The sequence below is a fragment of the Tunturiibacter gelidiferens genome, from assembly GCF_014201335.1.
Taxonomy (GTDB): Bacteria; Acidobacteriota; Terriglobia; order Terriglobales; family Acidobacteriaceae; genus Edaphobacter; species Edaphobacter lichenicola_E.
Genome location: NZ_JACHEB010000001.1, coordinates 218385 through 244130, shown reverse-complemented (window position 1 = coordinate 244130; position 25746 = coordinate 218385). Strand labels below are relative to the sequence as shown.

17 protein-coding genes are annotated in these 25746 nt (G+C 56.4%); 10 read left to right on the top strand and 7 right to left on the bottom strand.

Features of this window, described 5'->3' with window-relative positions:
- Window positions 1-39: 39 nt before the first annotated feature.
- From HDF14_RS01000 to HDF14_RS00985, 4 genes are all read left to right on the top strand, one after another.
- Entirely contained in the window at window positions 40-1833 is a 1794-nt protein-coding gene (locus tag HDF14_RS01000) for a MutS-related protein (RefSeq protein ID WP_183972686.1), read from the top strand.
- A gap of 305 nt (window positions 1834-2138) precedes the next feature.
- The gene (locus HDF14_RS00995; protein WP_183972683.1) at window positions 2139-2897 is read left to right on the top strand and encodes an electron transfer flavoprotein subunit beta/FixA family protein; all 759 of its coding nucleotides are present in this window, start codon (window positions 2139-2141) and stop codon (window positions 2895-2897) included.
- On the top strand, window positions 2894-3844 hold the full coding sequence (locus tag HDF14_RS00990) for an electron transfer flavoprotein subunit alpha/FixB family protein (protein ID WP_183972681.1): 951 nt from the start codon (window positions 2894-2896) through the stop codon (window positions 3842-3844). Before HDF14_RS00995 ends, HDF14_RS00990 begins: the two co-directional genes overlap by 4 nt.
- A gap of 190 nt (window positions 3845-4034) precedes the next feature.
- The gene (locus tag HDF14_RS00985; protein WP_260697939.1) at window positions 4035-6770 is read left to right on the top strand and encodes a (Fe-S)-binding protein; all 2736 of its coding nucleotides are present in this window, start codon (window positions 4035-4037) and stop codon (window positions 6768-6770) included.
- Window position 6771: 1 nt separating this feature from the next.
- Here HDF14_RS00985 and HDF14_RS00980 read toward each other — a convergent pair whose 3' ends face one another.
- Window positions 6772-7716 carry an alpha/beta hydrolase gene (locus HDF14_RS00980; RefSeq protein WP_183972679.1) on the bottom strand — a complete coding sequence of 315 codons (945 nt, stop codon included), beginning with the start codon at window positions 7714-7716 and terminating at the stop codon, window positions 6772-6774.
- Between the two features lie 118 nt (window positions 7717-7834).
- A complete protein-coding gene (locus HDF14_RS00975) occupies window positions 7835-8323 on the bottom strand; it encodes a septal ring lytic transglycosylase RlpA family protein (protein WP_260697938.1) in 489 nt (162 codons plus the stop codon).
- A 448-nt stretch (window positions 8324-8771) separates the two neighbouring features.
- Between HDF14_RS00975 and HDF14_RS00970 the strand changes: the two genes are divergently transcribed.
- Window positions 8772-9344, top strand: coding sequence for a DUF4136 domain-containing protein (locus HDF14_RS00970; RefSeq protein ID WP_183972677.1), 573 nt, complete (start codon window positions 8772-8774; stop codon window positions 9342-9344).
- A 169-nt stretch (window positions 9345-9513) separates the two neighbouring features.
- Window positions 9514-10095, top strand: a complete 582-nt coding sequence (locus HDF14_RS00965) for a YceI family protein (protein WP_183972675.1) — start codon at window positions 9514-9516, stop codon at window positions 10093-10095.
- 98 nt (window positions 10096-10193) lie between these two features.
- On the opposite strand, the gene HDF14_RS00960 is transcribed toward HDF14_RS00965, so the two are convergent.
- The 3 genes from HDF14_RS00960 to HDF14_RS00950 form a co-directional block, all read right to left on the bottom strand.
- Window positions 10194-10643, bottom strand: coding sequence for a nuclear transport factor 2 family protein (locus HDF14_RS00960; RefSeq protein WP_183972673.1), 450 nt, complete (start codon window positions 10641-10643; stop codon window positions 10194-10196).
- A 79-nt stretch (window positions 10644-10722) separates the two neighbouring features.
- Complete coding sequence (locus HDF14_RS00955) at window positions 10723-11340, bottom strand: CGNR zinc finger domain-containing protein (RefSeq protein WP_183972671.1); 618 nt, start codon at window positions 11338-11340, stop codon at window positions 10723-10725.
- Between the two features lie 562 nt (window positions 11341-11902).
- Entirely contained in the window at window positions 11903-13054 is a 1152-nt protein-coding gene (locus tag HDF14_RS00950; protein WP_183972668.1) for a lactonase family protein, read from the bottom strand.
- 110 nt (window positions 13055-13164) lie between these two features.
- Between HDF14_RS00950 and HDF14_RS00945 the strand changes: the two genes are divergently transcribed.
- A complete protein-coding gene (locus tag HDF14_RS00945; protein ID WP_183972667.1) occupies window positions 13165-13911 on the top strand; it encodes an N-acetylmannosamine-6-phosphate 2-epimerase in 747 nt (248 codons plus the stop codon).
- Between the two features lie 47 nt (window positions 13912-13958).
- Entirely contained in the window at window positions 13959-15239 is a 1281-nt protein-coding gene (locus tag HDF14_RS00940; protein ID WP_183972665.1) for a sugar MFS transporter, read from the top strand.
- Here the strand turns inward: HDF14_RS00940 and HDF14_RS00935 are convergent.
- Complete coding sequence (locus HDF14_RS00935) at window positions 15229-16005, bottom strand: GntR family transcriptional regulator (protein ID WP_183972663.1); 777 nt, start codon at window positions 16003-16005, stop codon at window positions 15229-15231. The two genes, HDF14_RS00940 and HDF14_RS00935, sit on opposite strands and share 11 nt — an antisense overlap.
- Before the next feature lie 236 nt (window positions 16006-16241).
- Window positions 16242-17408: an N-acetylglucosamine-6-phosphate deacetylase gene (nagA, locus tag HDF14_RS00930; protein ID WP_183972661.1), complete on the bottom strand. Its 1167-nt coding sequence runs from the start codon at window positions 17406-17408 to the stop codon at window positions 16242-16244.
- 320 nt (window positions 17409-17728) lie between these two features.
- Between nagA and HDF14_RS00925 the strand changes: the two genes are divergently transcribed.
- Window positions 17729-18874, top strand: coding sequence for an SIS domain-containing protein (locus tag HDF14_RS00925; RefSeq protein ID WP_183972659.1), 1146 nt, complete (start codon window positions 17729-17731; stop codon window positions 18872-18874).
- 467 nt (window positions 18875-19341) lie between these two features.
- Entirely contained in the window at window positions 19342-25743 is a 6402-nt protein-coding gene (locus HDF14_RS00920; RefSeq protein WP_183972657.1) for an Ig-like domain repeat protein, read from the top strand.
- Window positions 25744-25746: the final 3 nt, after the last annotated feature.

Genomic DNA, 25746 nt, shown 5'->3' with positions numbered 1-25746 from the left:
GCCATCGGCGAGGCACAGAGGGTAAGCGATAATACCTCTGTGCCTCCGTCCGATCGTTCTCCCTCCGAAGAGTACAAACAACGCCAGCAAGCCCGCGAGCAACACGTCGCGCACATCGAAAAACTGCATCGTCGCTTTGGAAACCTCCGACTCCTCATAGTCACTGCAACCCTGATCGCTGCCTGGTTGTCTCTCCACAACGACGCATTCTCACCCTGGTGGCTCCTAACCGGCCCCGCGTTATTCCTTGCGATCGCCATCCTTCACGCACAAGTCCTGCGCAATCGCTCCTGCGCCGAGCGAGCCGTCGACTTCTATCGCAAGGGTCTCGCCCGCATCGAAGACCGATGGATAGGCACCGGCCAAACCGGCGACCGCATCGACACTCACACCAGCCTCTACGCCACCGATCTCGACCTCTTCGGCTCCGGCAGCCTCTTCGAACTTCTCTCATTGGCTCGCACGCGCATGGGCGAAGACACCCTAGCCGCCTGGCTCCTCACTCCATCCCCAATCGCCGACATCAAGCAACGCCACGCCGCCCTCTCCGAGCTCAGCACCCGCCTCGATCTTCGCGAAGACGTCGCTATTCTGGGCGAAGACCTCAAGGTCGGCATCCGCACAGAAGCCCTCACGCACTGGGCCGAATCGCCCAATCAACTAAAACATCACGCTCTCCGCTGGTTCTCTCTCACTCTCTCCCTCGCATCGATAGCATCAGCGATCTACTGGGCCGAGCGCGGAGAAAAAACTCCCTTCTTCCTCGTCCTCATACTCGCAAGCATCATCACCGCCTCTCTTCGCAAGCAAACCGCCGAAGTCCTTCAGTCCACCGAGCACGCCCTCAAAGACCTCCAACTTCTTTCATCCCTCCTCGCACGCCTCGAGCGCGAACACTTCGAATCCCCCCGCCTGCAAGCCCTCAAACGCGATCTCTCCTCCCATCACCTCGCCGGCTCTCGAGCCATAGCCCGCCTGCGAACCATCGTGGAGTACATCAACGCGCTCGAAAACCCCATCCTGCGCGCACTCAACGTGCCTCTCCTCTACGGCGTTCAGGTCGCCTACGCAGCCGAGGCCTGGCGTAGCGCCCACGGAGCTGCCGTTCGCACCTGGCTCAGCGCCGTCGGCGAAGCCGAAGCGCTGCTCTCCCTCTCCGCCTACACCTACGAGCATCCCGCCGATCCCTTCCCCGAGTTCGTCGAAGGCCCACCCTGTTTCGCCGCCGAACAGCTCGGCCATCCCCTCATCTCCGCTGCAAAGTGCGTCCGCAACGACGTCAGTATCTGCGGCGAAACGCGTGTCCTCCTCATCAGCGGCTCCAACATGTCCGGCAAAAGCACGCTCATGCGCGCCGTCGGCATCAACACCGTTCTCGCCATGGCCGGTGCCCCGATTCGCGCCCAAAAAATGCAACTAACACCGCTACAAATAGGCGCAAGCGTCCTTATCAACGACTCGCTCCAGGAGGGAAGCTCCCGCTTCTACGCCGAGATCACGCGTCTCCGCCAGATCTGCGACCTCGCAGAAAATCATCCTCCCGTCCTATTCCTGCTCGACGAACTCCTCCAAGGCACAAACTCCAAGGACCGCCTCATCGGAGCACAGGGCGTAGTTCACGCCTTACTCGACAGCGGAGCCATCGGCCTCATCAGCACCCACGACCTCGCTCTCACCAACATCGGCGAGCAGCGCGACCCCCGTCTCCACAATGTTCATCTCCAGGACGAGATCGAAGACGGAAAGATGAAATTCGACTTCAAGCTACAGGAAGGTGTCGTCACAAAAAGCAATGGCATCGAGCTCATGCGCCTCATCGGCCTCAAAGTTTGATTACCCAGCAGACCTGTTTCTTCCTCCGACCAACGGGAGGGTACACAAGTCACGAAGTGACCGCCTCCCGCGCAGGGAGCCCGTCCGGCAGGACAGCGCTCTTGGAGCGTTGAACGTGACGCGCGTTGACGAACTGAACGCCCGTTCAGTATCCTTCTCGCGTCGGAGCAAAGCTCTTTTCGAGAGCGTGATCATTGGAGTCCGCATCACACTCTCGATCAAAGCAAACGCGGCATCGACTCACAACGCCGAGCCGCTTCAAAGAGTCAAATCACACGACACACAGGAATGAAGCAGGAGAACACATGCGCATACTGACCTACATTCGGCAGGTACTCGACGCCGAAGAGAGCGTGCACATCGCAAACAATGCTGTCGCGCTCGAAAACAGCAAGCTCGTCATGGACACCATGGACGAGTATGGTGTCGAAGAGGCGCTGCGCCTTCGCGAGAGCGGCATCGAAGCCGAGATCGTAGCCGTCGCCGTAGGCCCCTCGCGCGTGCAGGATGCCCTCCGCACCGCCCTCGCCATGGGCGCCGATCGCGCCATTCACGTCGAAACCGACATCCGCCTCGACGCCATCTCCCTCAGCAAAGTCCTCGCCCAGCTCGCCACGCAAGAGCAGGCAACCCTCATCTTCTCCGGCGGCCAGCAAGCCGACTGGGACTCGCACGCACTCGCCGCCGCCACCGCCGAACGCCTCAACTGGCCGCAAGTCACTTGGACCAGCGCCCTTGAACTCAAAGGCACCACCCTCACCGGCAAACACGACGCTGACGAAGGCAGCGAATCCTTCACCCTCGAACTCCCCGCCGTCGTCACCACACAGCAGGGTCTCAATGAGCCGCGCTATCCCACGCTCCCCAACATCATGAAGTCCAAGAAAAAAGAGCTCCGCAAAGAGTCTCTCGACCAGTTTGCGGTCACACCAAAACTCAAATTCGTCAGCGTCGAGATCCAGGTCAAAAGTCGCCTCAATAAAATCCTCGACGGCAAAGACGCACCCGCTGCCGCCGCGCAACTCGTAGATCTTCTCCGCAACGAAGCAAGGGTGATCGCATGATTCTCATCGTCGTGGAGTACGCCAACGGCAAAGTAAGCAAGAGCACCTGGGAGATGATCACGGCCGCCCGCGAATTAGGCCGCGAAGCTCCTCTCACAGCGTTCGTTCTCGGCAGCAACATCGCCGCCATCGCCGACGAAGTCGCCCGCGCCGTCGATCAGGTCCTCGTCGCCGACCTCCCGGCGCTCGCCCAATATGACCCCGAACTCTGGTCAGCCGCCGTCGCGCAGATCGCCACCGAAGGCGAAGCCAACCTCCTCCTCATCGGCGGCAGCCGCAGCGGCCGCGAGTACAGCCCCCGCGTCGCCATCAAACTCGACGCCCCTTTGCTCGAAGACGTCATCACCCTCAAAGCCGCTGGCGAAACAATCACCGCCCAGCGCTACACCTTCCTCGCACGCGTCACCGAAACCGTTGAGTCCTCCGCACCCATCGCCGTAGTCACCATCAAACCCGGCGTCTTCAACCCCGCAACGCCGAAGACCGACGCCGCAGAACAGTTCGATGTTGACCTAAACTTGCCCACCCCACGCCTCAAAGTCACCGGCAAGACCGCCGAGCGCAGCTCACGCATCTCGCTCACCGAAGCCGAAATCGTCGTCTCCGGCGGCCGCGGCGTCGGCAGCGCCGAAGGCTTCACCCAATACGTCGAAGCCCTCGCCGACCAACTCGGAGCCGCCGTCGGCGCAACCCGCGCCATCGTCGATGCAGGCTGGCGTCCCTACTCCGAACAAGTCGGCCAAACGGGCAAAACCGTCCAGCCAAAGACCTACATTGCGATCGGCATCTCCGGTGCCGTCCAACACCTCTCCGGCATGAACAAGAGCAAGACCATCGTCGCCATCAACCGCGACGCCGAAGCTCCCATCTTCAAGATCGCCGACTACGGCATCATCGGCGACGTCACCCAACTAGTCCCCGCCATCCTCACCGAACTGAAAAAATAGCACGCAGCATCTATTCAACCGACCGTAAAAAAATCGTCATCTCGACCGAAGCGACAGACGAGCATCACCGTCTGTCGCGCAACGGAGAGACCCCCCGCATTTGCTCTTGTCTGTTCCCGCTCCGTCGAATAGCGTTAGCTGAACAGAAATTACGGAAACCTGAACATCGAACGCGAACGACGCCGGCCCAATGCTTCCATTCCCTCAGAAGATCGCCTTCCTTCTCTTCGCCGCCGTCACCCTCGCGCTGGGTTTCTGGGGATTCTACCGCCTCTATCTCCGCATCCGCCGCGGCGCCGCAGACCCCGAACCACGCTTTAACCATCTCCCGCGCCGCTTCTTCTACGCTCTTATCACCACGCTTACCCAACAGCGCACCTTCAAAAAGCGCCCCACAATCGGCCTCTTTCATTCCTTCATCTTCTACGGCTTCATCTTCTACGGCCTGGTCAACCTCGTCGACGCCGCCGAAGGCTTCCTTCCTATATCTTCCGGGCAAATAAGTTTCTCCTTCAGTCCTCCTGCTCTCAATCAGGCGTTCCTCTACACCCTCATCACGGTCCTAACAACCTACAGCTTCCTCGCCGACGTACTCAGCTTCCTCGTCCTCCTTGGCGTCGTCGCGCTCGTCATCCGCCGCTTCGCCTTACCTAGCCGCGCCGACTTCCGCTTCAATCTTCGAACCCTCCTCCATAAAGACGTTCAACAAGAAAAGATCACCCGCGACTCCCTCATCGTCTCCACCTTTATCCTCTTCCACGTCGGCAGCCGCGCGATCGGAGCCGGAGCCCGCATCGCAGCCGAAGGCCCCGCGTATCACGAGCCCTTCGCCACTCTGCTCTCTCACCTCTTCACTTCAGCCAACGCCGAAGCCTTCCGCATCTTCGGATACTGGGGAGCACTCGGCTCCGTCCTCGCCTTCCTCGCCTACTTCCCCTACACTAAACACATCCACATCTTCATGGCGCCCGCCAAGTACTTCGTCGAGCGCGAACCCACCTACGGAGTTCTCCCTCCCGTAGCCCTCAACCTCGAAGCTGACAACGAAATCGAAGACGAAGCCCACGCCAAAACCATCGGAGCCGCAAGACTCGAAGACCTCGCGTGGCCCCGCCTTCTCGACGCCTACGCCTGTATCCAGTGCAACCGCTGTCAGGACGTCTGCCCCGCGACTGCCACCGGGAAATCCTTAAGCCCGGCCGCGCTCGAAATCAACAAGCGCATGGAACTTAACGACCTCGCCGCTGCACAAAGCCCATTCGCGTTCACCGCCGCCCCCTTTGAAAAAGACGCTCCCAGCCCCCACCCGCTCCTCAAATTCGCACTCACCCCCGAAGCCGCCTGGGCCTGCACCACCTGCGGAGCCTGCATGGAGGTCTGCCCCACCCAAAACGAGCAGATGCTCGACATCATCGACATCCGTCGCAACCAGGTCATGATCGAAGGCGAATTCCCTAGCCAGCTCCAATCCGCCTTCCGCGGCATGGAGCGAGCCCAGAACCCGTGGGGCATCAACCACGAGCAGCGCCTCGCCTGGGCCGACGGCCTCAACGTCAAAACCACCGACGAAAATCCCACCCCCGACGTTCTCTATTGGGTAGGCTGCGCTGCCAGCTACGACCCTCAAGCCCAGAAAACCGCCCGCGCCTTCGTAGAGCTCCTCACCCACGCCGAGGTCAACTTCGCCGTCCTAGGCAAAAAGGAGTGCTGCACCGGCGACAGCGCCCGCCGAGCCGGCAACGAGTACCTTTACCGCCAGCTAGCCGACAAAAACGTCTCCACGCTCAACACCGTCCAGCCAAAACTCATCGTAGCAAGCTGCCCCCACTGCATGAACTCCATCGGCCACGAGTACAAACAGATCGGCGGCGACTACAAAGTCCTCCACCACACCGAGTATCTGGAGACCCTCGTTGCCAACAAGCAACTCACCCCCACGCCGAGCGAAGCCACCATCACCTACCACGACCCCTGCTACCTCGGCCGCCACAACGGCGTCTACGAAGCCCCTCGAAATCTTCTGAACATCCTCTCGAACTCCACCCCCGAGCTCCCCCGCAACAAAGAAAACTCCTTCTGCTGCGGAGCAGGGGGCGCCCAGTTCTGGAAAGAGGAGGAGGAAGGGAACGAGCGCATCTCCGACAACCGCTTCCGCGAAGCCCAGCAAACCCTCGCCCCAGCCACAGGAGAAAAAGTCCTGGCCGTAGGTTGCCCCTTCTGCAAGAGCATGCTCGACAGCACCCCCACCAAAGCCGACTCCGAAGATATCGTCATTAAAGACGTAGCCGAACTTCTCCTCGAAGGTGTCCGCCGCAGCAAAGGCCTCACCGCCATCCCGCAAAAGAGCGAACCCAGCACACCTCCCATCTCGCAAGCAGTTCCCGAACCCACGGTCGCCACCGTTACGGCAACGCCGTCTCCCACAGCAGAGATTCTCCCCGTCGAACTCCCCCAAACCCCGGCACCCTCCGCAGAACGAAAGAAGTGGCAACCCAAAGCGGCCACCGCAAGCCATCCCGCCGAGAATCCTGCTGCTACGATTCCGCCCCCCAGCCCACCTCAAGCGACTCAGACCGCTAGCCAATCTTCAGCAACTCAGATCGCCGCACCCACTCCAACTCCCGAGCGCAAGAAGTGGCAACCCAAAACATCGACGCCTTCACCTGAACAAACGACCGTCCCAACCCAAGTCTCCGAAATCGCCCCAATCGAAGATGCAGCTGCAGCGCCTGAACATGTGCCTGCGTCTGCAGCTAACCAGAATCCCTCGCCCGCACCCCCGCCGCCCGAACGGAAGAAGTGGCAGCCAAAGTCCACCACCCCCGTCACCACTACGCAAACCTCGTCCCCCTCACCCGAGGAATCCAACGCTTCCACTGACCCATCCCCCACCCGAAAAAAGTGGACCCCAAAGAAACCCAGCTAGCCTACCCGCCAGCCTTCACCCACTCGGCCACCCTCCGCAGCATCTCCTTCGCCTGCGGCAAAAACGGAAACTCATTCACCGAAGCCGCGAACCCATGGTTCATCCCCTCTGCAAACACCTCCGTCACCTCCACCCCAGCCTTCGCCAACCTCTTCGCATATGCCTGCCCCTCATCGCGAAGCACGTCATACTCCGCCGTCACCACAAAAGCCCTCGGCAACCCAGCCAGCGAATCCGCCAGCAGCGGAGCCGCGCGAAAGTCCTTCCCCTCACTCTTATCATTCAGATAGTGATCCCAAAACCACATCATCCCCAACCGAGTAAGCCCGTACCCCAAGGCATTTTCCAGATAAGAAGCAGTAGGCGGATCATAGTAGGCCGCAGCCGGATAAAGCAGAATCTGCCCCGCCAGCCCCGTCACGCCCTTATCCCGCAGCAACAAAGCCACCACCGTCGCCAACGTCCCACCCGCGCTGTCGCCCCCCACCATCACCCGAGAAGCGTCCGCACCCAACTCCCCCGCATGCGCGAGCACCCACTCGGTCGCCGCCAGGCAATCTTCGAGCCCGGCCGGAAATTTATGCTCCGGCGCCAATCGATAGTCCACCGAGACCACCAGCACCCCGGCCTCTTTCGCCAGCGCCCGGCAGTAAGGATCATGCGTCTCCAGTGTCCCAGCTACCCACCCGCCGCCATGAAAGAACACCACCACCGGAACCAGCCCGTCCCCACCAGCCGAATAAGCCTTCACCCTGATCTTTCGCCCTTCCGCAGCGATCATCCCCTCTTCCACCCACACGTCGGCATACTCCGGCATTGGCACAAACCGCGCCATCATCTCCACCCGATGCACCCTGGCCTCCTCCGGCGTCAGTTCGTGCGCTGGCGGATGGCCCAATGCCTTCGCCTCATCCAAAAGCATCTGCAATCGGGGATCAAGCGGCATAGAAGCAATATACCCGCAGCCTGCAAACAGACGCACCCGCTCGCCCAAGGAAGAAATCCTCGGCAGCAGGGAATCGCAGCTAAAGCGAAGTCAAACTCAGCCGATAAGGTCGGGAAGCCTAGTTCTGAAAGGTCAGCAGTTCAAGTCTCACCGGATCGACGCCCGTATTCACCATCCGCAACTGCCTCGCGGCGGCAAGCGATAGGTCAATCACCCTGCCCGGGAAGAACGCTCCCCGGTCAGTGATCGTCACAATCACGGAGCGTTGATTACGCAGATCGGTCACCTTCACCTTGCTGCCGAACGGAAGCGTCTTATGAGCCGCCGTCATCTCGTTCATATCGAAGATCCGGCCGCTGGCTGTCTGGCGCCCCTGCCACATGTCGCCGTACCAACTCGCCAAGCCGCTCTTGATCTTCGTCAATCTGGTCAGTACCGTCGCCTTTGGCATCCGAACCGTCGTGACGATCTCAGATGTCGTGACCTCATGCATCACCGGCACCGCTTCCGCTGCTCGCACAGTTGCCGGGATGGCATTGTCCGTCGCAAAGGCTGACAGAACCACCATCGCCGCTAAAGTGAAAGCGGTTCTGGCCTTTCCTGTCATGGTTGCTATACGTTCATTTCCAAGTCTCGGTTCCATCCCTTAAGTATAAGAAATTCAAGGCTTAAAGGGTATCTTTAATGCACAAAAATGGCCCTCGGTTCACCACACCGGAGCCGCTTTGTCAACCATTTTTGGGGTTGCCTCAAGCCCCAAAAAAAGTGCAAAAAGATTCCCAATTCGGCAACTCCCGGTTACCAAAGGAGTTACTAAGGGGCTATGTGCCTTCCGCATCCAGAAACACCCAACTAGCGCAGATAGATTTCACTTGTCGGGCGGGACTTGCTTTCACTGAAGTCCGGGCAGATACTTTCGGCGGGATGGAATTGCATCCCGCGACAGGGCGCATTTTCCGAAGTTCCCAACGGGCCGATGTGCTTCTGTTCAACGTACCTTCATTTGGGATCTGTGGACACCACAAGAAACTAATCCAGCGGGAAAAGGAAATCCAATGAGATATGGTTTGCCAATCGTACTTGCCGGTGCACTTTTGTTGGGGTCCCCAGTCATCGCTCTTGGCGATAATGTGAGGACCGACTACAACCATCAGACTAACTTCAGCCAGTACCACACGTATTCCTGGGGAAAAGTCACGACGAAGATTCCTTTTTATACCGACCGTATCAAGCAGGAGGTCAATCTACAGTTCCAGGCAAAGGGCTGGCGACTCATGGACTCGGGCGGTGCAGTCACTGTCTTTGCCTCCGATAGTCTTCATAACCAGCAGGAGACACAGACCATGTACGACGGCTTTGGCGGCGGTTGGGGCGGTGGCTGGGGCTGGGGTGGCTGGGGTTGGGGCGGAGGATGGGCGGATCCCGGGTTCGGCCAGGCCACGACGACCACGACCAACCAACAGACGACCAACCTCGTGATCGACATCTTTGAGAGCAATTCGAAGAACCTGCTTTGGAGGGGCCTCGCCACGGCGGATCTATCGGACAACTCGTCCAAAAACGCGAAGTCTATGGACAGCGACATCTCGAAGATGTTCAAAGGCTTTCCCCCGAAGCCGAACAAGTAAACCAGACGCCTCTATACAACGCTCCCGTAATTGTTCTACGGGAGCGTTGATGTCTGCGTTACACGAAGAGTCCCGAACGTCTGCCAGACAGGCAGCGCAATTCACAGATTGCTGATAAGCTTCTCCCTCCCCCGGAATCCATCGAATCTCGAAAGGAAAGTTTATGAAAATGAGATATCTTGCAGGGTTGCCGATTCTTGCCGCACTCCTGGCGCCGCTAGGTTCAGCACAAGTTCCGGTCTTCAAGTTCGACAAAACCAAAAGCGAGATCGGGTTCAACGTGAAGGCCTCCGTCCCGATAGCTGGTAAATTCGACAAGTGGGACGCCACGATGACCTTCACCTCACCCGATGTCAAAACGGGTGTCCTGGACATCAAGGCTCAGGCAGCCAGCGTCGACACCGGAAGCGGCATGAAGGACGGCAAACTCAAAAGCAAAGACTTCTTTGACGCCGAGAACAATCCGCTTATCACCTTCCATGCAGACAAAATCGTTCAGACCGGTCCGAATACCTTCGACATCCCCGGTACCTTTACCATCCGCGGAGTCTCCAAACCTCAGACCTTGTCTATGACCGTCTCCGGTATCGGGACAGGCGAAGGCGATATCAAGGGAATACTGGCGTTTGACCGCAAAGACTACGGGATGAACAGCGGAATCCCTTTCATCAAAATCGCCGACCGCGTCGAGGTCGAAGTCAACCTCCACGGCAAGCGGGTCAGCGGCCCCCCAATGAACGTAAAGCCATAACGTATTCGGTCGTTTCACTTGGGATCCACCACAAAAGCCCGCTGTCAGGGCGGTATGATCGCGAAGACTGAGTCGGAAGCTCAGCCCTCGCGTCGCCGTCATTTCCTGGCTTCGACCTTGGTCAGTTGCGTAGCAACTGAGACCCAGCGCCCATCCCGCTTCTCCCAGACATCCAGCCAGTTGTAGGTCCCGCTATTGTCTTTGCCCTTGTAGGAGCTCACCTCGTCATCGAAGGCCTGCACAAAGGCCACATCTCCGAGCACTCGGACATGAACGTCGTGGAGCTTGAAGCTTTTCACGATCAGCGCCCCCGATCTCACATCATTGAGGAAACCCGCCTTCGTCCCCATGGTCCCGCTATCACTCTGCATGGTCCAGTCGCGTCCAACTAATCTATCGAGCGTCGCGAGATCCTTGTGAATCATCGCCACTCCCAGGGCGGCTTCAGCGTCGTTGATTGTGGTTTCGGCGGTCGGCACATCCATCGCGGCGGCCGCGACACCTGTCAGCAGAATGCTCATTGCAAATAAACCAATCATTCGCTTCATAGGTACTTCTCCTTTGGACATCTCGTTTCGTACTCCACAAACCAAGCCCGAATCGGTCCCCATCCTCCTTGAAGGCGTCCTATTTGCTCTTCTGTAGTTGCCGGTAGTACCGGCGCGCCTTCTCCCTGTTCCCGCAATCCTTCATGTCACACCAGCGCCTCCGCTTTCCTCGGCTTTCGTCGAGGAAGAGCCATCCGCAAAGTCCGCCTCCGCACATACCGATCCGAGCCGACCTCCTCGAACAGAACAAAGACAACGCCTCGCCTGCCAGAATCGCCCGCAACTGCTGCGAAGCAAACTGCGAATCAGGCCGCCAATGCACTCTGCCCCCGTCACTCACAACCATCGGCTTGGGTGCGTTCGCCTCTTCGCGAATCGCCACCAGATCGTGCTCCGCAACCGGGTCTCCCAGCGCAAGCGTCAGCCCGACATGGTAGATCTCCTCCCGAAGCTCCCAAACCTCATCGATAGGCGATGGAGAATCCACCAGTTCGCCGTACAGCTCAGGCTCGATCAATCCAACCTGAACCGTCCATCGGACAAACGACTCCCAATCCTTAAGTAGTTCGTCAGGCCGTTCGGCGAGGTGCTCCCCCGCCGTATTGCAGAAGTCGAGTGCAAGGTGGCCCCCAACCTGAGAAGCGACAAGCTTCGCAAGTGCAGCTCGGACAGCAACATCGCTCTGACGATCTTTCATCAAAAACCCGCTCCCTATTGACCGTTTACCTTGATGCGAAATCTTTATACTGTCTAACCGGTTAGATAGTCAAGCCGCGTGTCAACAAATGTTTACGCACTCAGAGCCGCGATTCATCTTTCTTCGCGACCAACGGGAGCGCCAACCAAAGGGGTACACAGTCACGAAGTGACCGCCGCCCGCGCAGGGCGCACTTTACATTAAGAAAGCGAGACCCAGCCGCGAAGCCCAGAGAATCTGTCAAGTCTCCAAAGCGCATAACCCTTTTCCATTCAAATACATAAACTTGGCGTATGAGTTACAGCCCAGTCACTATAATTGATACATAGACAAAGAAGCCCCGGCTCTAAGCGCCGGGACTTCTTTGTCCATTTGAACGGTATTTACCGCGTGGGCTAACCGTTTGATAATAAGTATTTTAGGCGCAAGTCATCTGTTTTCTATATTTTGCGGACAGTACCCCTCTGCAAATTACTGAATAGAAGGACTTTACCGCCAAGATACCCCCCGGGGGGAGGGGGGTACCCAGGGGTATAGAACCCGGAGTTTCAACCAAAAGCACTTAAGCAAACACCAGGCATTGTGGCCGCGACAATGGAAAACTCTTACCGGGGTCCGTCAACTTACCTGTCTTCGGGTCACGAGCCAGCACCGAGATATTGTCCGACTCCTGGTTGGCAACCAGAAGCCAATGGCCACTCGGGTCGAGCGAAAGATGGCGGGGAACCTTCCCCCCGCACGGCATCCGGTTCAATAGAGTCAGCTTCCCATCGGAGGGGGAGATGGAAAACGTGACCACGATATCGTCGAAGCGGTCCGTCGCATAGGCAAACCGGCCTTCGCGGTCGATCGTAATATCGTCCCCGCTGGTCTCGCCCTTGAAGTCGGCAGGCTTCATCACGATCTCCTGCACGGTCTCGAGCGCTCCCCGCTCCGAGTCCCACCGCAGGACCACCACCGAGGAGGCCATCTCGGTGACGCAGTACGCAAACTTGCCGTTCGGATGAAACCGCAGCGCCCGCGGCCCGGTTCCCGGAGCCGACCGCCACTCCGCCGGCTCGTTTGGAACAAGCTTCGCCGTTGACGCATCGAGCCTGTAGATGTGAATCGCATCGAGCCCCAGGTCGTTGACCAGCAGGAACCGGTTATCCGGCGACACCGTCACCCGATGGGCATGTGGAGCCTCCTGCCGCTCCTTGTTTGGACCGTGTCCGGTGTACTGAAAAAACGAAACGGCGGGACTCAGCATCCCGCCCGCTCCAACCGCGAACGAAGCAGCGCTACCCCCGCCGTAGTTCGCCGCAAACGCATCCCGCCCGGTGTGGTCGAACGCGACATGGCAGGTCCCCCCACCAAGCGAAGCAACCTGATTGACCTTGGTCAACCGCGTCTTGGTCCGGTCCAAGGTAAAAGTCGACACCGCACCACTATCCTTGCCCTCGAACTTATCAAGTTCGTTCGCTACAAGGAGGGTCTTGCCATCAGGAGCCAAGGCCAGAAAGGTAGGGTTGGCAGTCTCAGCAGCAAGACCAAGCGCAGTCAAGTCCCCGGTCTTCTCCGAGAAAGAGTACGCATAGATCCCCTTGCTCGTACCCGAAGTCTGAGTTCCAATCAGCAACGGCACCGCCTCTTTCTCAGCCGCAAACCCGACCCTGCCCACCACCGACAACGCTGCCGAACCGAAAACAAATCCACGCCGAGTAATCTGTCTCAATCTACGCTCCTTTTTCCCTCATCCACAATAAACCGAATTGCAGATAGTCTGTTGCTACAGCTGTTGCTGTGAGCATTTGCTCAACAGCAGCGTCCAAGAAAGCAAGCAAAGTGTCTCAAGCCTCAAACGCCTCGTTCAACTCGCCCTTCCAACAGCTTCACGGCCGCATCGTCGTCTCCTGTCAGGCAGATGCAGGCGATCCGCTGGACAATCTCGACACGCTCACCCGAATCGCAACCTCGGTTCTGCGCGGCGGAGCAGGTGGTCTCCGCGCCGAAGGCGTAACCAGCATTGCAGCCTTCCGCTCCCTGACGCAACTCCCCATCATAGGCATCATCAAGACCTACGACCATAACGGAGACGTCTACATAACGCCTAACTTCCGTTCTGCCAAGGCCATCAGCGACGCGGGAGCTGACATCATCGCCCTCGACTGCACCGCTCGCCGTCTCACATCTCCCGAACCCTGGACCGAACTCGTCCCCCGAATCCACGCCGAGCTCAACCGTCCGGTCCTCGCCGATATAGCCTCCCTCGAAGACGCACTCGCCGCCCAGCGTGCCGGAGCCGACGCCGTCGCAACCACCCTCTATGGCTACACTGCCGAAACCGCCGGGATTCGTACCCCTTCCTGGCCTCTCCTCCAATCCCTCGTGGCACACTTGACAATACCCGTACTCCTAGAAGGCCACATCACTAACCCCCCGGACGCCCTGCACGCCCTTGCGCTGGGTGCCATCTCCGTCGTCGTCGGGTCCGCTATTACCCGTCCCGAGAGCATCACTAACCGATTTGTAGAGGCAATGCGGCAGAAAGATCTCCAATTTTCCAGTGGGCAAGCTGTCAACGCAGTATAGTCATCTAGACATATTAAATGCAGTTTGCATGCAAATAGGGGACTGAAATGGCAATTGGGGTCGTGGGAGAACGTTCAATCACAACTGTGAGCAACGTCAGCCGGAATTACACCGTTCCACAGATGTTGATGGTCTCTCTCTACTTCGGCATTGGTTTCATTACCGCGCTCAACGACATCCTAGTTCCTCACTTCAAAGACCTCTTTCATCTCACTAACGTGACTGCGCTGTTGGTCCAGTTTTGCTTCTTCGGGGCGTACTTCGTCATGTCGGTGCCTTCTGGATGGATCGTCGGCAAGATTGGCTACAAATCAGGGATAGTCGTCGCACTATCAGTGATGGGTCTCGGACTGCTTCTCTTCCTGCCCGCTTCGGTCATCATCTTCTATCCCCTCTTTCTCTTCGCTCTATTTGTAGTTGGTAGCGGCCTCGCGCTTCTCCAGGTAGCGATCAATCCCTACATCGGAGCGCTAGGAACTCCAGAGACTGCATCCTCCCGGCTCAATCTGGCAGGGGGATTCAACTCGATCGCAACGACCATCGCACCCAGGGTAGGCGCGGCCTTCATCTTCATCGCAGCCGGTGCTTCGGCAGCGCAGTTGGCTCATTCTGTCCGGATGCCCTACGCAATCCTGGCCATCTGTGCCTTTGCCATGGCGATCATCACGGCATTTGTACAACTACCGGATGTCATCGAGAAAGGCGGAGTTAGGTCCCAAGCGGGCGGAAGCGCCTGGAGCTTCTCACATCTTCGTCTCGGTGCACTCGCCATCTTCTTCTATGTCGGCGCCGAGGTCGCCATCGGAAGCATCATGATTACCTACCTCAGCCAACCATCGATGGGAAGTTTGAGCCACGAGGCAGCCGCGCGATACGTCTCCCTTTATTGGGGAGGTGCCATGGTCGGCCGCTTCATCGGCTTTGTTGTGTTACGCAAAGTTAGAGCTCAGCGAGCTCTAGCGTTCGTCTCGTTGGTTGCTGCTCTTCTGATTGGAGTCGCAATTGCGACTCACGGGCACGTCGCGATGTGGGCTGTTGTTTCATGCGGGCTCTTCAACTCCGTGATGTGGCCGTGTATCTTCCCGCTGTCGGTGCATAGGTTGGGATGCTTCACGAGTCAGGGCTCCGGTATCCTGATCACCATGGTCGTGGGTGGCGCAGTAATTCCGGAAATTCAGGGTTTTCTGTCAGATACCGTGGGCTATCAGCGCAGTTTTGCCATCGTCTTGCTCTGCTATATATATATATTCTTCTTCGCCATCAGAGGGCATCGAAATTTGAATGTCGAGAGCAATACGTCTGCGGTCAGCTCAGGGCTTACTCAATAGAAGTGGTTGGCACACGGATCGAAGCCCGATAACGATCGCCACGATAACGGGAACAGGCGACCTCGATTGGGGTCTCTTCCGTGGTCATAATGGTCCGCGAGATTGAAAGGATGCTCGCCTTTTTGGGAATCGTAAGCAAATCGGATTCTTCGCGAGTTGCCGGTAATGCCTCGATTACCTCATCTGCCCACGCTACCCGAACGCCAAATGTTTCGCGAAGCACGAAGTAGAGAGATTGTTTAGCGAAGTTGACCTTCTCCAAACCTGGAAACTGCTTCAGTGGAATGTGTGATTCTTCGAGCGCCATCGGAATTCCGTCGGCCAGCCGCAGCCGCCGTAGCCGCATTACAATTTCCCCTGCGTCCAGCTTTAATTTTTCCGCGAGTTCTGCAGGTGCTTTGACCGCCGTCTGCTCGATTAATTTTGAGCTCGGTACCATACCGAGATGCTTCATATCTTCGGTAAAGCCGCGCAGATGCATGATGTTCTTCTCAAGCTTAGGCCGAGTGACAAAAGTGCCGCGCCCCTTCTGACTAACGGCAAAGCCGCTGGTCTTCAACCCGTGGAGCGCCTGTCGTGCAGTCATTCGGCTTACCCGATAGAGGCGCGCCAGTTCCTCTTCGGAAGCCAGGGGATCTCCTGTCGATAGCTCTCCGGAGTGAATCATTTCCATGAGAGCCCGTTGAATCTGGTAATACAACGGTATGAAGCCGCTTTTATCCAGAGGACGTACTGTTGAGGCAGGTTGTGATTCAGGCTTCGGCACTCTGGCTCCTGAGACGTTTCGGAAAATCACTTGCGTCTTGATGGTTCACAACTGTATGGGCAGCAGTGTTCCAAGTCAGCATCCTAAGATACAACTTGTCGATTCGCTTCCCTTGTCTTTTTAGTCTTATCCCAGTTCAGTTGTCTATACATACTTGTTAGGAGGCGCGGGTGGTCAAGCAATGGGCAGATTGGGCACTTAATTTAACTCCCCGCAAGAGCATAAGAGCCTACACTTTATGCGATCGTCGATCTTCCCGCCAAAAAAGTTTGCATGACCTGCGCTGATGGCGATAATACCGTAATATTGGCGGCGCGACCGACTTCGAGCCTGCCCCAGCTCTCATCAATGCCCATCAGCTGCGAGGGATTGTGAGATGCTGCAGCCACAGCTTTACTCAGACTCGCTCCGGTAAACTCGATGAGATTCTGTACTCCGCGGTCAAGAGTCAGGACGCTGCCCGCAAGTGTGCCATTGGAGGTGCAACGCCCATCATGCACTTCAACCTTCATATCACCCAGCATGTAAGTTCCGTCGGGCATTCCGGTGGCACTCATGCCGTCGGTCACGAGAATGACACGATCTTTATCTTTGGCTTTCAAAAAGAGCCTAACCATAAGTGGGTCAACATGGATGCCATCACAAATGATCTCTGCAAACAATGATTGCTTATCCAGCACGTAAGCGGCTAGTCCGGGCTCGCGATGATCGATCGCACGCATTGCATTAAACGTGTGCGTCGCGGTGCGCGCACCGGCCAAAAAACCGGCCTCTGCTTCACATACTCTGGCATCGCTGTGTCCCATGCTGCAACGAACGGCTAGGGCAGTCGCATGAGCGATCAATTCGGTCGCTCCGGGCAGTTCGGGAGCAATCGTCATAAGGCGAATTTGTCCCTCTGCCGCTTGCCAAAAACGATCGAACAGAGAGACGGCAGGAGCTTCCAGAAGGGCCTCGGTATGTACGCCACGTTTCAGATGCGAGAGAAAGGGCCCCTCAAGATGTATTCCCAGCGGAGTAGCACGATAGTCGATCGTCTCGGACCTCCGTTTGATTTCAGTCGCAAGCCCAGCCAGAGCGCGCATAGTCTCATCTTTGGGAGACGTGACAGTCGTGGGAAAGTATGCTCCGACACCACGGCTGGAGAGATATGAACCAATGGCGTTCAGCGCCGGCGGGTCGGCTTCCATTACGTCGTGTCCAGCGCAGCCATGAATATGAATGTCGACATAGGCGGGAACGAGGGTGGCCTCACGATAGTCATATGTTGTCTGCACTCGTTCGTGGTCGGCGGCGTTCAGGCTCACTATTTGGTCGATGCGACCATCTTCTATCATGACGAGCGGGTACTCCACCACTGAGTTTGAACTTATGAGTCTCCGCGCCGCTATAGTACTGATCATTGCTACCCTTTCCTGATTTCACCTGAACGCAAGCTCTTAGTTAACCATGTTTCTGAATCTTCGGCGCCGACATAGTGAAGACGGTGAGTCGACGGCGTCTGGATTAGCGGGTAAACCCTATCTTTGATATCGCGAATCCAGTATAGTCGTACATACAAGTTTGAAGATGTAAAGATTTATTCGTGTGTTCAAGTGGCGTCATCAAAATAGACTTGATTGGATCAGCCATCGTCTAAGTGTGGCGATAGTGCTCATTGATCGACTTCGATAGGTCAGCTGGCCGTTACACAGTTAGAGAAAGCAGTTGGATGCCAAAACAAATGACAGAACCGACGCCCATATCGCAGGATCTCGTGACATTTCCTCATGCTATGCTGCGTGAGATCTATGAGCAGCCTCAAGCTCTAGCCGCGACCATCGAACAATACGTCCCGGGCGGTCTTTCAACAGCAGAGACGTTTCAACCGGTTGTCGATGCTCTTGGAGGTCGAGAACGGCTCGTTATCGCCGCTAGTGGTTCCAGCCGACACGCTGGCCTTGCTGGCGAAATCATGCTTGAAGATCTGACTGGGATCTCTGTTGACGTCGAATACGCGAGTGAGTACACCTACCGCTCTACGCATACTCTTCATAATCCCGGCGTGGTAGTCATCTCGCAGTCCGGGGAGACTGCTGATACGCTTGCCGCTCTCCGAGAAGCGCACGCGCGAGGACTCGCCACCGTCGCAATCACGAATAACGCCCATTCCAGCATGGCAACCGAGGCGAGTGCTTCACTGCCTACTTTTGCTGGTGTTGAGAAGGCCATACCAGCAACAAAAAGTTTTACCACCCAACTCGCTGTGCTCTACTCTCTCGCCCTTCACTTGGCGCGAGTCCGCGGTCGCATGACGCTGCAGACTGCTGAAGCTCACGGCCGCCAGTTGCGCGCGATCCCCGGTTTGCTCCAGGCCGCGCTGCCTGGCTGGCAGAAGCAGATCGAAGCCTTGACGCCTCAGCTGGCAAACTCCAGCACGTTGCTCTATCTCGGTCGCGGTGCTCACTATGCGATAGCCAGGGAGGGTGCGCTTAAGCTTAAGGAATCGGCATACCTAAACGCTGAAGGATATCCCTCGGGTGAACTGAAACATGGCCCTAACGCCCTCGTCAGCAAAGATTCTCCGCTGATTATGATCGCCACTGCCGACGCGGGTGATCCCGATTCGCTCTTGCGATACTCAAAGGTCCTGCAATTAATGAAGGATATGAGAGCGCAGGGTGCAAGAATTATCGCCCTGGCAACAGAAGGTGATCAGGATGTTCCTAAGTGTTCTGATTCCTGTCTCTTTATCCCCCCAAGCAATGACCTTCTATCAACCATTTTGGAGGTCGTGCCATTTCAACTACTCGCTTACACGCTGGCGATCAGTCGTGGCATTGATGTCGATAGCCCGAGAAATCTGGTCAAGGCAGTCATCGAAGAGTAATTTTCACTCAAGCTTCTACTATCAATCGACTTAAACGTCCGACGCGCGTCGAAATAGTCTCTGCTCTTACCTTGATGGCGACCTTAGGTCTTCCAGGTTGAGACGAACTATACCGCGTAGTCCCAGTTCACCCGAAATCCTTGCAAGCACAAATTGCTGCAGGTGTCAGGCGCGGTGTAGGCAAGCCATCTTCCATTCATTCCCACCTAGTGAGATTGCCCGTTCCGGATGCGTCGAGCGCGATCAGGGCCAATCGACTCACCGTCACGGTGCAACTTTCGTGTAATAGGTGAGTACTTACTCGGGAGGTTACGTTGAGTACTAAAGTTTGGTCGAAGTAACGAGCCAAGGGGAAACCTATGACACGCTTGTCTCACCGTTCGCCTTGTTTTTCTGTCTCGATTTTTATGAGTCTTTGCCGCGCGAGAGTACTTTTTTTCCTCACCTTGTTATCGGTCATCTCGCCCGTGGCCTTTGGAACAACACCCACCGCAACAGCAACCGTCACAACGTTGGCAATCTCTGCGACTTCTGTTGCCTATCAGACTCCGATCATACTGACGGCAACCGTAACAGCAGGAAATTCGCCAATTACAGCCGGGTTAGTGCTTTTTTGTGAAGCGACGGCAAAGTATTGCGAAAACAACTCTGCTCTGGGAATCGCCCAATTGACTTTTCCTGCAGCTTCTGCCTCCGTCAAAATCGGTAGCGGACCGATCGGAAATCACAGCTATAAAGCTGTGTTCAGGGCAAACAACCTCTACGCAAGCAGCGAATCAAACACGGTCACATATTCAGTGACGGGTACGTATGCATCATCCTTGACTTTGACCTCAGCGGGATCTATCGGCAACTACAGTCTTACTGGAACTGTCGCAGGTTTTGGCTCGCTTAACACTGGCCCCAGCGGCACTATCTCGTTTCTGGACACGAGCACGAGCAATAGCCTGCTTGGCACCGAAAATCTCGTAGTGTCAACGCTCTCGACGACATTTGTTCAGAACCAGCCATTCGCGATAGGTGGCAACGGTACGAGCCTTCGGTCAGTTGCCATCGCATCTGCTTATCTTAATACCGACAACAATCTCGATGTGGTGACCGGGGATGCCGCACAGACGATTTCCGTGCTTCTCGGCAATGGAGATGGGACCTTTCAGCCGAAGGTAAACTACGCCGGTTGTAACGTTGGGAAAGCGCTACAGATTGTCCTTGCCGATTTCAACCGCGATGGGGTCACCGATATTGCGCTCGGCTGTTCCGACGGCACTAATGGCGGTCTGGTTATAATCCTCGGCAGCGGCGATGGAACCTTCAAGGCACCTGTCTATTATCCTACCGGCGATGTCGCGAGTATTGCCATCGGCGACTTCAACAACGACGGTCTTTTGGATATCGCACTCTCCGACAAGTCACAAGAGAATGTCAAATTTTTCCTTGGCGACGGCACTGGCAAATTCCTCCAGGAGAAGGTATCTATTTCGACCCCTGCCCTTGCCAATGGCGTAGTAGTTGCGGACTTTAACATGGATGGGAAGGACGATGTTGCCTACGCTGTCGATACAGCGACACCCAACAGTTCGTTGTCAGATCTCTACCTCGCCTTCGGTAATGGGGATGGAACATTTCAAATTCCGACCTCTCCCGTAGCGACCCAGATAGGGGAATTCCTTACGGCGGGTGATACAAACGCCGATGACTTTCCAGACGTTGTATCAAGTTCCATTACACGACCGGGTAGTGGCAACAGTAATATCGGAAACAGCTTGTTTGTCCTTCTTGGAAATGGGAAGGGAGCTTTCCAGACATCCACCTACGTTTCGGACATTCCATCAGATCCTCATCTGGCCGACGTAAATGGCGACGGGATCCCTGACATTATTGCAGGAGGTAGTACCGGGGCTCTCGTCTACCAGGGTAATGGCGACGGAACCTTCCAGAATTACCAAGAGCCAGGCATTGGCGGCTTCGCCCTCACCTATGCTGTCAACGCAGGAGACTATAACAACGACGGCAATGCAGACCTCATTGGAACAGACGCAGATACCCCCCGTGCCGCTGTTTCCTTGAGCCAGGTTCAACAAACTTCTGTTGCGTCTGCCCTCACTCATGTGGCCGTCTTCCCGCTTGGAAGTGGTATTCACAATGTGGATGCCAGTTACTCTGGCGACTCTGTTTATATAGGCAGCATCTCTGCTACGGTGCCACTCACCGCCGCACCCGTAGATACCACGCTCACCTTGACGTCGTCGGTACTCTCATCGATTTTCCCGGGTCAATCTGTAGTGTTGACAGCTATGCTCGCCCCCTACACAGTCGGACCACCAACCACGACCACCAACAATGAGCTTGTCACATTCTTCACGGGAACGACTTCCCTGGGTTCCGCCAAACTAGTGAACGGGGTCGCTACGCTGACGACAACTGCCCTGCCAGTAGGTGCCGACGCACTCACTGCCGTTTTCGCTGGAGATTCAAACTACAATCCTAGCAACTCAAATACGGTTACAGCCACAGTTTCTAACGTCCTGCTAAGCTCTTCCCTTAATCCTTCAACTTATTTACAATCCGTCATCTTCACTGGGACCGTACCTACGGGGAAGACCGGGACAATTGTCTTCTTCGACGGTTCAACTAACATTGGAAGCGGAGTCATATCCGGAACCACCGCAACATTCACGACGTCTAGTCTTTCGGTTGGCTCGCACAATATCACCGCGCACTATAACTCAAATACCTCAGCTGTTCTCGTCCAGGTTGTGAATAGGGCGACTCCGACTGTAAACGTTACCACCTCCGGCCCAAGCATCTACGGTGGTTCGGTCACAATTGCTGCGACGGTTCCCTCAGGCACAACTGGCACCATTACGATCACCAGCGGGGGATTGACTCTTGGCTCCGGCACCGTGAATCCGGCAGGAATAGTAACTATCACTACGACAGCTCTTCCAGTTGGGAATGATTCAATCACTGCCTCCTATGGCGGTGACACGAATGACAATCCGGCTACGGGTTCGACGACGCAGACGGTAACGAAAGCCTCTCCTGCTGAGACGCTGTCCTCATCAGTCAATCCCTCGGCCGCGAATCAGTCAGTAGTTTTCACCGCATCTCTTCCATCGAACGCGACCGGAACCGTGACCTTCACCAGCGGTTCAATCCTCCTAGGTACGTCAACATTGGCAAATGGTGTAGCAACCGTAAACACTTCTACCCTGCCGATAGGTGCTGACCCGATCACTGCAACCTACAACGGCGATGCAAATAACAGCACAGCGACAGCAACTTTAACCCAGACTGTAAATAAGACGACCCCGACGGTCATCGTCACCACCTCTGGTTCGAGCACCTATGGAAACCCCGTCACGATTACAACGACGGTCCCCCCTGGCACCACCGGCACAATAACAATTACCAGCGGCGGAACGAATCTGGGCTCCGGCACGGTGAATCCAACGACTGGCATCGTGACCATCACCACGACGACTCTGCCTGTCGGCAACGACCCGATTACAGCCTCGTATGGGGGCGATGCCAACGACAACCCAGCCACTGGCACTACCACTCAGACTGTCACAAAGGCTACTCCGACTGTAACTCTAACCTCGTCCACCAATCCGTCGGCAGCAAATCAGTCCGTAACTTTTACCGCCTCGCTACCCTCTGGCGTGACCGGCACAGTGACTTTTACCAGCGGGGCGACTGTCCTCGGAACAACGACACTGGCCGGCGGCGCGGCAACCGTCTCCACTTCTACCCTGCCGTCAGGGAGCGACCCCATCACCGCAACCTACAACGGAGATACCAACAACAACTCCGCTTCGGCTAGTCTCACCCAAGTGGTCGGCAAGGCCAAGGTAACTCCAACCGTCACAGTCACAACCTCCGGCCCGAGCATTTACGGTGGTTCGGTCATAATTACGGCGACTGTTCCTTCGGACACCACCGGCACGATCACAATCACCAGCGGTGGCCTGACTTTGGGTTCTGGCACGGTGAACACCACCACTGAAACAGTAACGGTCTCTACAACCATTCTTCCAGTGGGCAGCGACCTGATTACTGCCTCCTATGGGGGCGACACAAACAGCAATCCCGCCACTGGGACGGCTACACAGACCGTTACCAAGGCTTCTCCAAAAGAGACCCTATCCTCGTCGCTTAACCCTTCTTCTGCCAACCAGTCAGTCGTCTTCACGGCATCACTTCCATCGAACACGACCGGCACCGTGACCTTCACCAGCGGTTCAACAGCTCTGGGCACATCAACTTTAGCCAATGGTGTAGCGACCATAAGCATTTCCATCCTGCCTATAGGTGCTGACCCGGTCACTGCGACCTACAGTGGCGACACAAATAACAATACGGCAGTAGCAGGTCTGACCCAGACAGTTAACAAAGCTACCCCACCCGTTACTGTTACTACTTCCGGTTCGAGCAGCTACGGCAACCCAGTTACCATTACGACGACTGTACCTCTCGGCACAACCGGCACGATCACAGTCACCAGTGGCGGAACGACGCTTGGCTCCGGCACGATAAACCCGACGACTGGCACGGTAACCATCACAACGACGACGCTCCCGGTGGGCAGTGACCCAATCACGGCTTCTTATGGCGGCGATACAAACGACAATCCAGCTACCGGCACAACCACCCAGATTGTGACAAAAGCAACTCCCACGGTAAACCTGACTTCTTCGGTCAATCCGTCTGCACTGAATCAATCTGTAACCTTTACCGCTACGCTTCCGTCCGGCGCCACTGGAACTGTAACCTTTACCAATGGTTCAACGGTTCTGGGCACCTCGACGCTGATTGGTGGAGTAGCAACTGTGACCAGTTCTGCACTCCCAGCAGGAAGCGATACCATCACCGCTACCTACAATGGAGATGGGAACTACAACAGCGCAGCGGGGAACCTCGTCCAATCGGTCGGTAAGACAACTCCGACGGTCATCGTCACTACCTCCGGATCGAGCACCTTTGGCAATCCCGTCACGATTACGACGACGGTCCCCCCTGGCACGACCGGCACCATAACTATTACCAGTGGCGGAACAACCCTGGGTTCCGGCACAGTGAACCCGACGACCGGGACCGTGACGATCACCACAACAACTCTGCCCGTCGGCAGCGACCCGATTACTGCCTCCTACGGAGGTGATACCAACAACAATCCGGCCACGGGCACTACCACTCAGATCGTGACTAAGGCCACCCCTATTGTCACTCTAACTTCCTCCGCCAATCCGTCCGCGGCGAACCAATCCGTGACCTTTACCGCCTCGCTTCCCTCTGGCGTAACCGGCACTGTGACTTTCACCAACGGCGCGACCGTACTTGGCACTTCGACGCTGACTAGCGGCGCAGCAACCGTGTCCACTTCTATCCTGCCCACTGGCAACGACCCCATCACCGCCACCTACAACGGAGATACCAATAACAACTCCGCTTCCGCTAATCTCACCCAGATAGTAGGTAAGCTAACGCCGATCCTACCTCCGCCCGTCGTCTCGTCCGCTAACCTTCCCATCGATACGCCGGAGACCATCACCGAAAAAGTCCCAGCAGGTGTTACTGGAACAGTGACCTTTTCCGATGGCACGACACCGTTAGGCACCGCACCTATCGTGGACGGGGTTGCAACCCTTACTGTTCCGTCGCTACCGCTTGGAGTTGATTCCATTACAGCGGCCATCTCGGGAGACGCGAACAACAATCCAGCTACGTCGCCGCCTACTCTTGTTACGGTCGGCAAAACAGCCTCCGTGGTAACTCTAACCTCTTCGACAAATCCCGCGGCATTCAATCAGCTTATAACTTTCTCTGCCTCCGTACACTCCGGAGCAACAGGCGCTGTGACTTTCCTTGATGGTTCAACCATTCTGGGAACGGGAGCGCTAAATGCGTCGGGAGTAGCAACATTTGCTACATCGACGCTGACGATCGGATCTCATCCAATCACAGCTTCTTTTGGCGGGGATTCAAACTATAGCTCCTCGACATCTTCAGTGCTGGCACAGGTCATCAACAAGATTCCGACCATTATCGCGATTACCGAAAGCACACCTGCCCAACTGATTAAGACCGGAATTACCTTTACGGCCAACGTCACCGCTTCTAGCCCTAATGCAACAGGAACGGTAACTTTCTTGGACGGTACAACCGTATTGGGGACCGCCTCACTTACCTCAAACGGTGGCGTCGCAGTGTCCCTCAGCACGAATGCGAATGCAGCGCTCCTCACTTCAAATCTGGCAATGGGGGCACATCAGATCGTAGCTGTTTATTCTGGAGATGGCACTTTTGCGCCCAGCACGTCAGCTCCCGCTAGCGACACCGTGGAAGACTTCACGAACACAAATAGTGGGCCTGCTAGCCAGAACATTTTTCCGGGAGCGACGACGAGCTTTAACTTTAGCCTCGCTCCGATAATCGCGACAACCTTCCTCAATGACGTAACAGTCACGGTCACAGGGTTGCCAACGGGCTCAACTTACACTTTCACTCCATCCACCGTTGCCGCAGGTAGTGGTACCACGGGAGTCGTTCTCAACATACAAACCAGCAGTTCTCTCAGCGCGCGAAACTCCCCGTCGCAAGACACTACTTCTTCAAAGAACGAACTGTCGATCGCTCTCGGAATGCTTAGCCTTCTAGGCCTCGGGACAATAAGGAAGCTGCGAAAGAAGATACCTCGTACTTTGATGCTAGCCCTCTTAGCCCTGGGTTCTCTTCTCCCAATCGCTGCACTTAGTGGCTGCGCAGGTGGGTATTTCACTCTTACCCCAACGACCTACACCGTCACGGTAACCGGCGTTGAAGGTACCGTCCAACATGCGGCAACCGCCACCTTGATCGTTCAGTAGGAG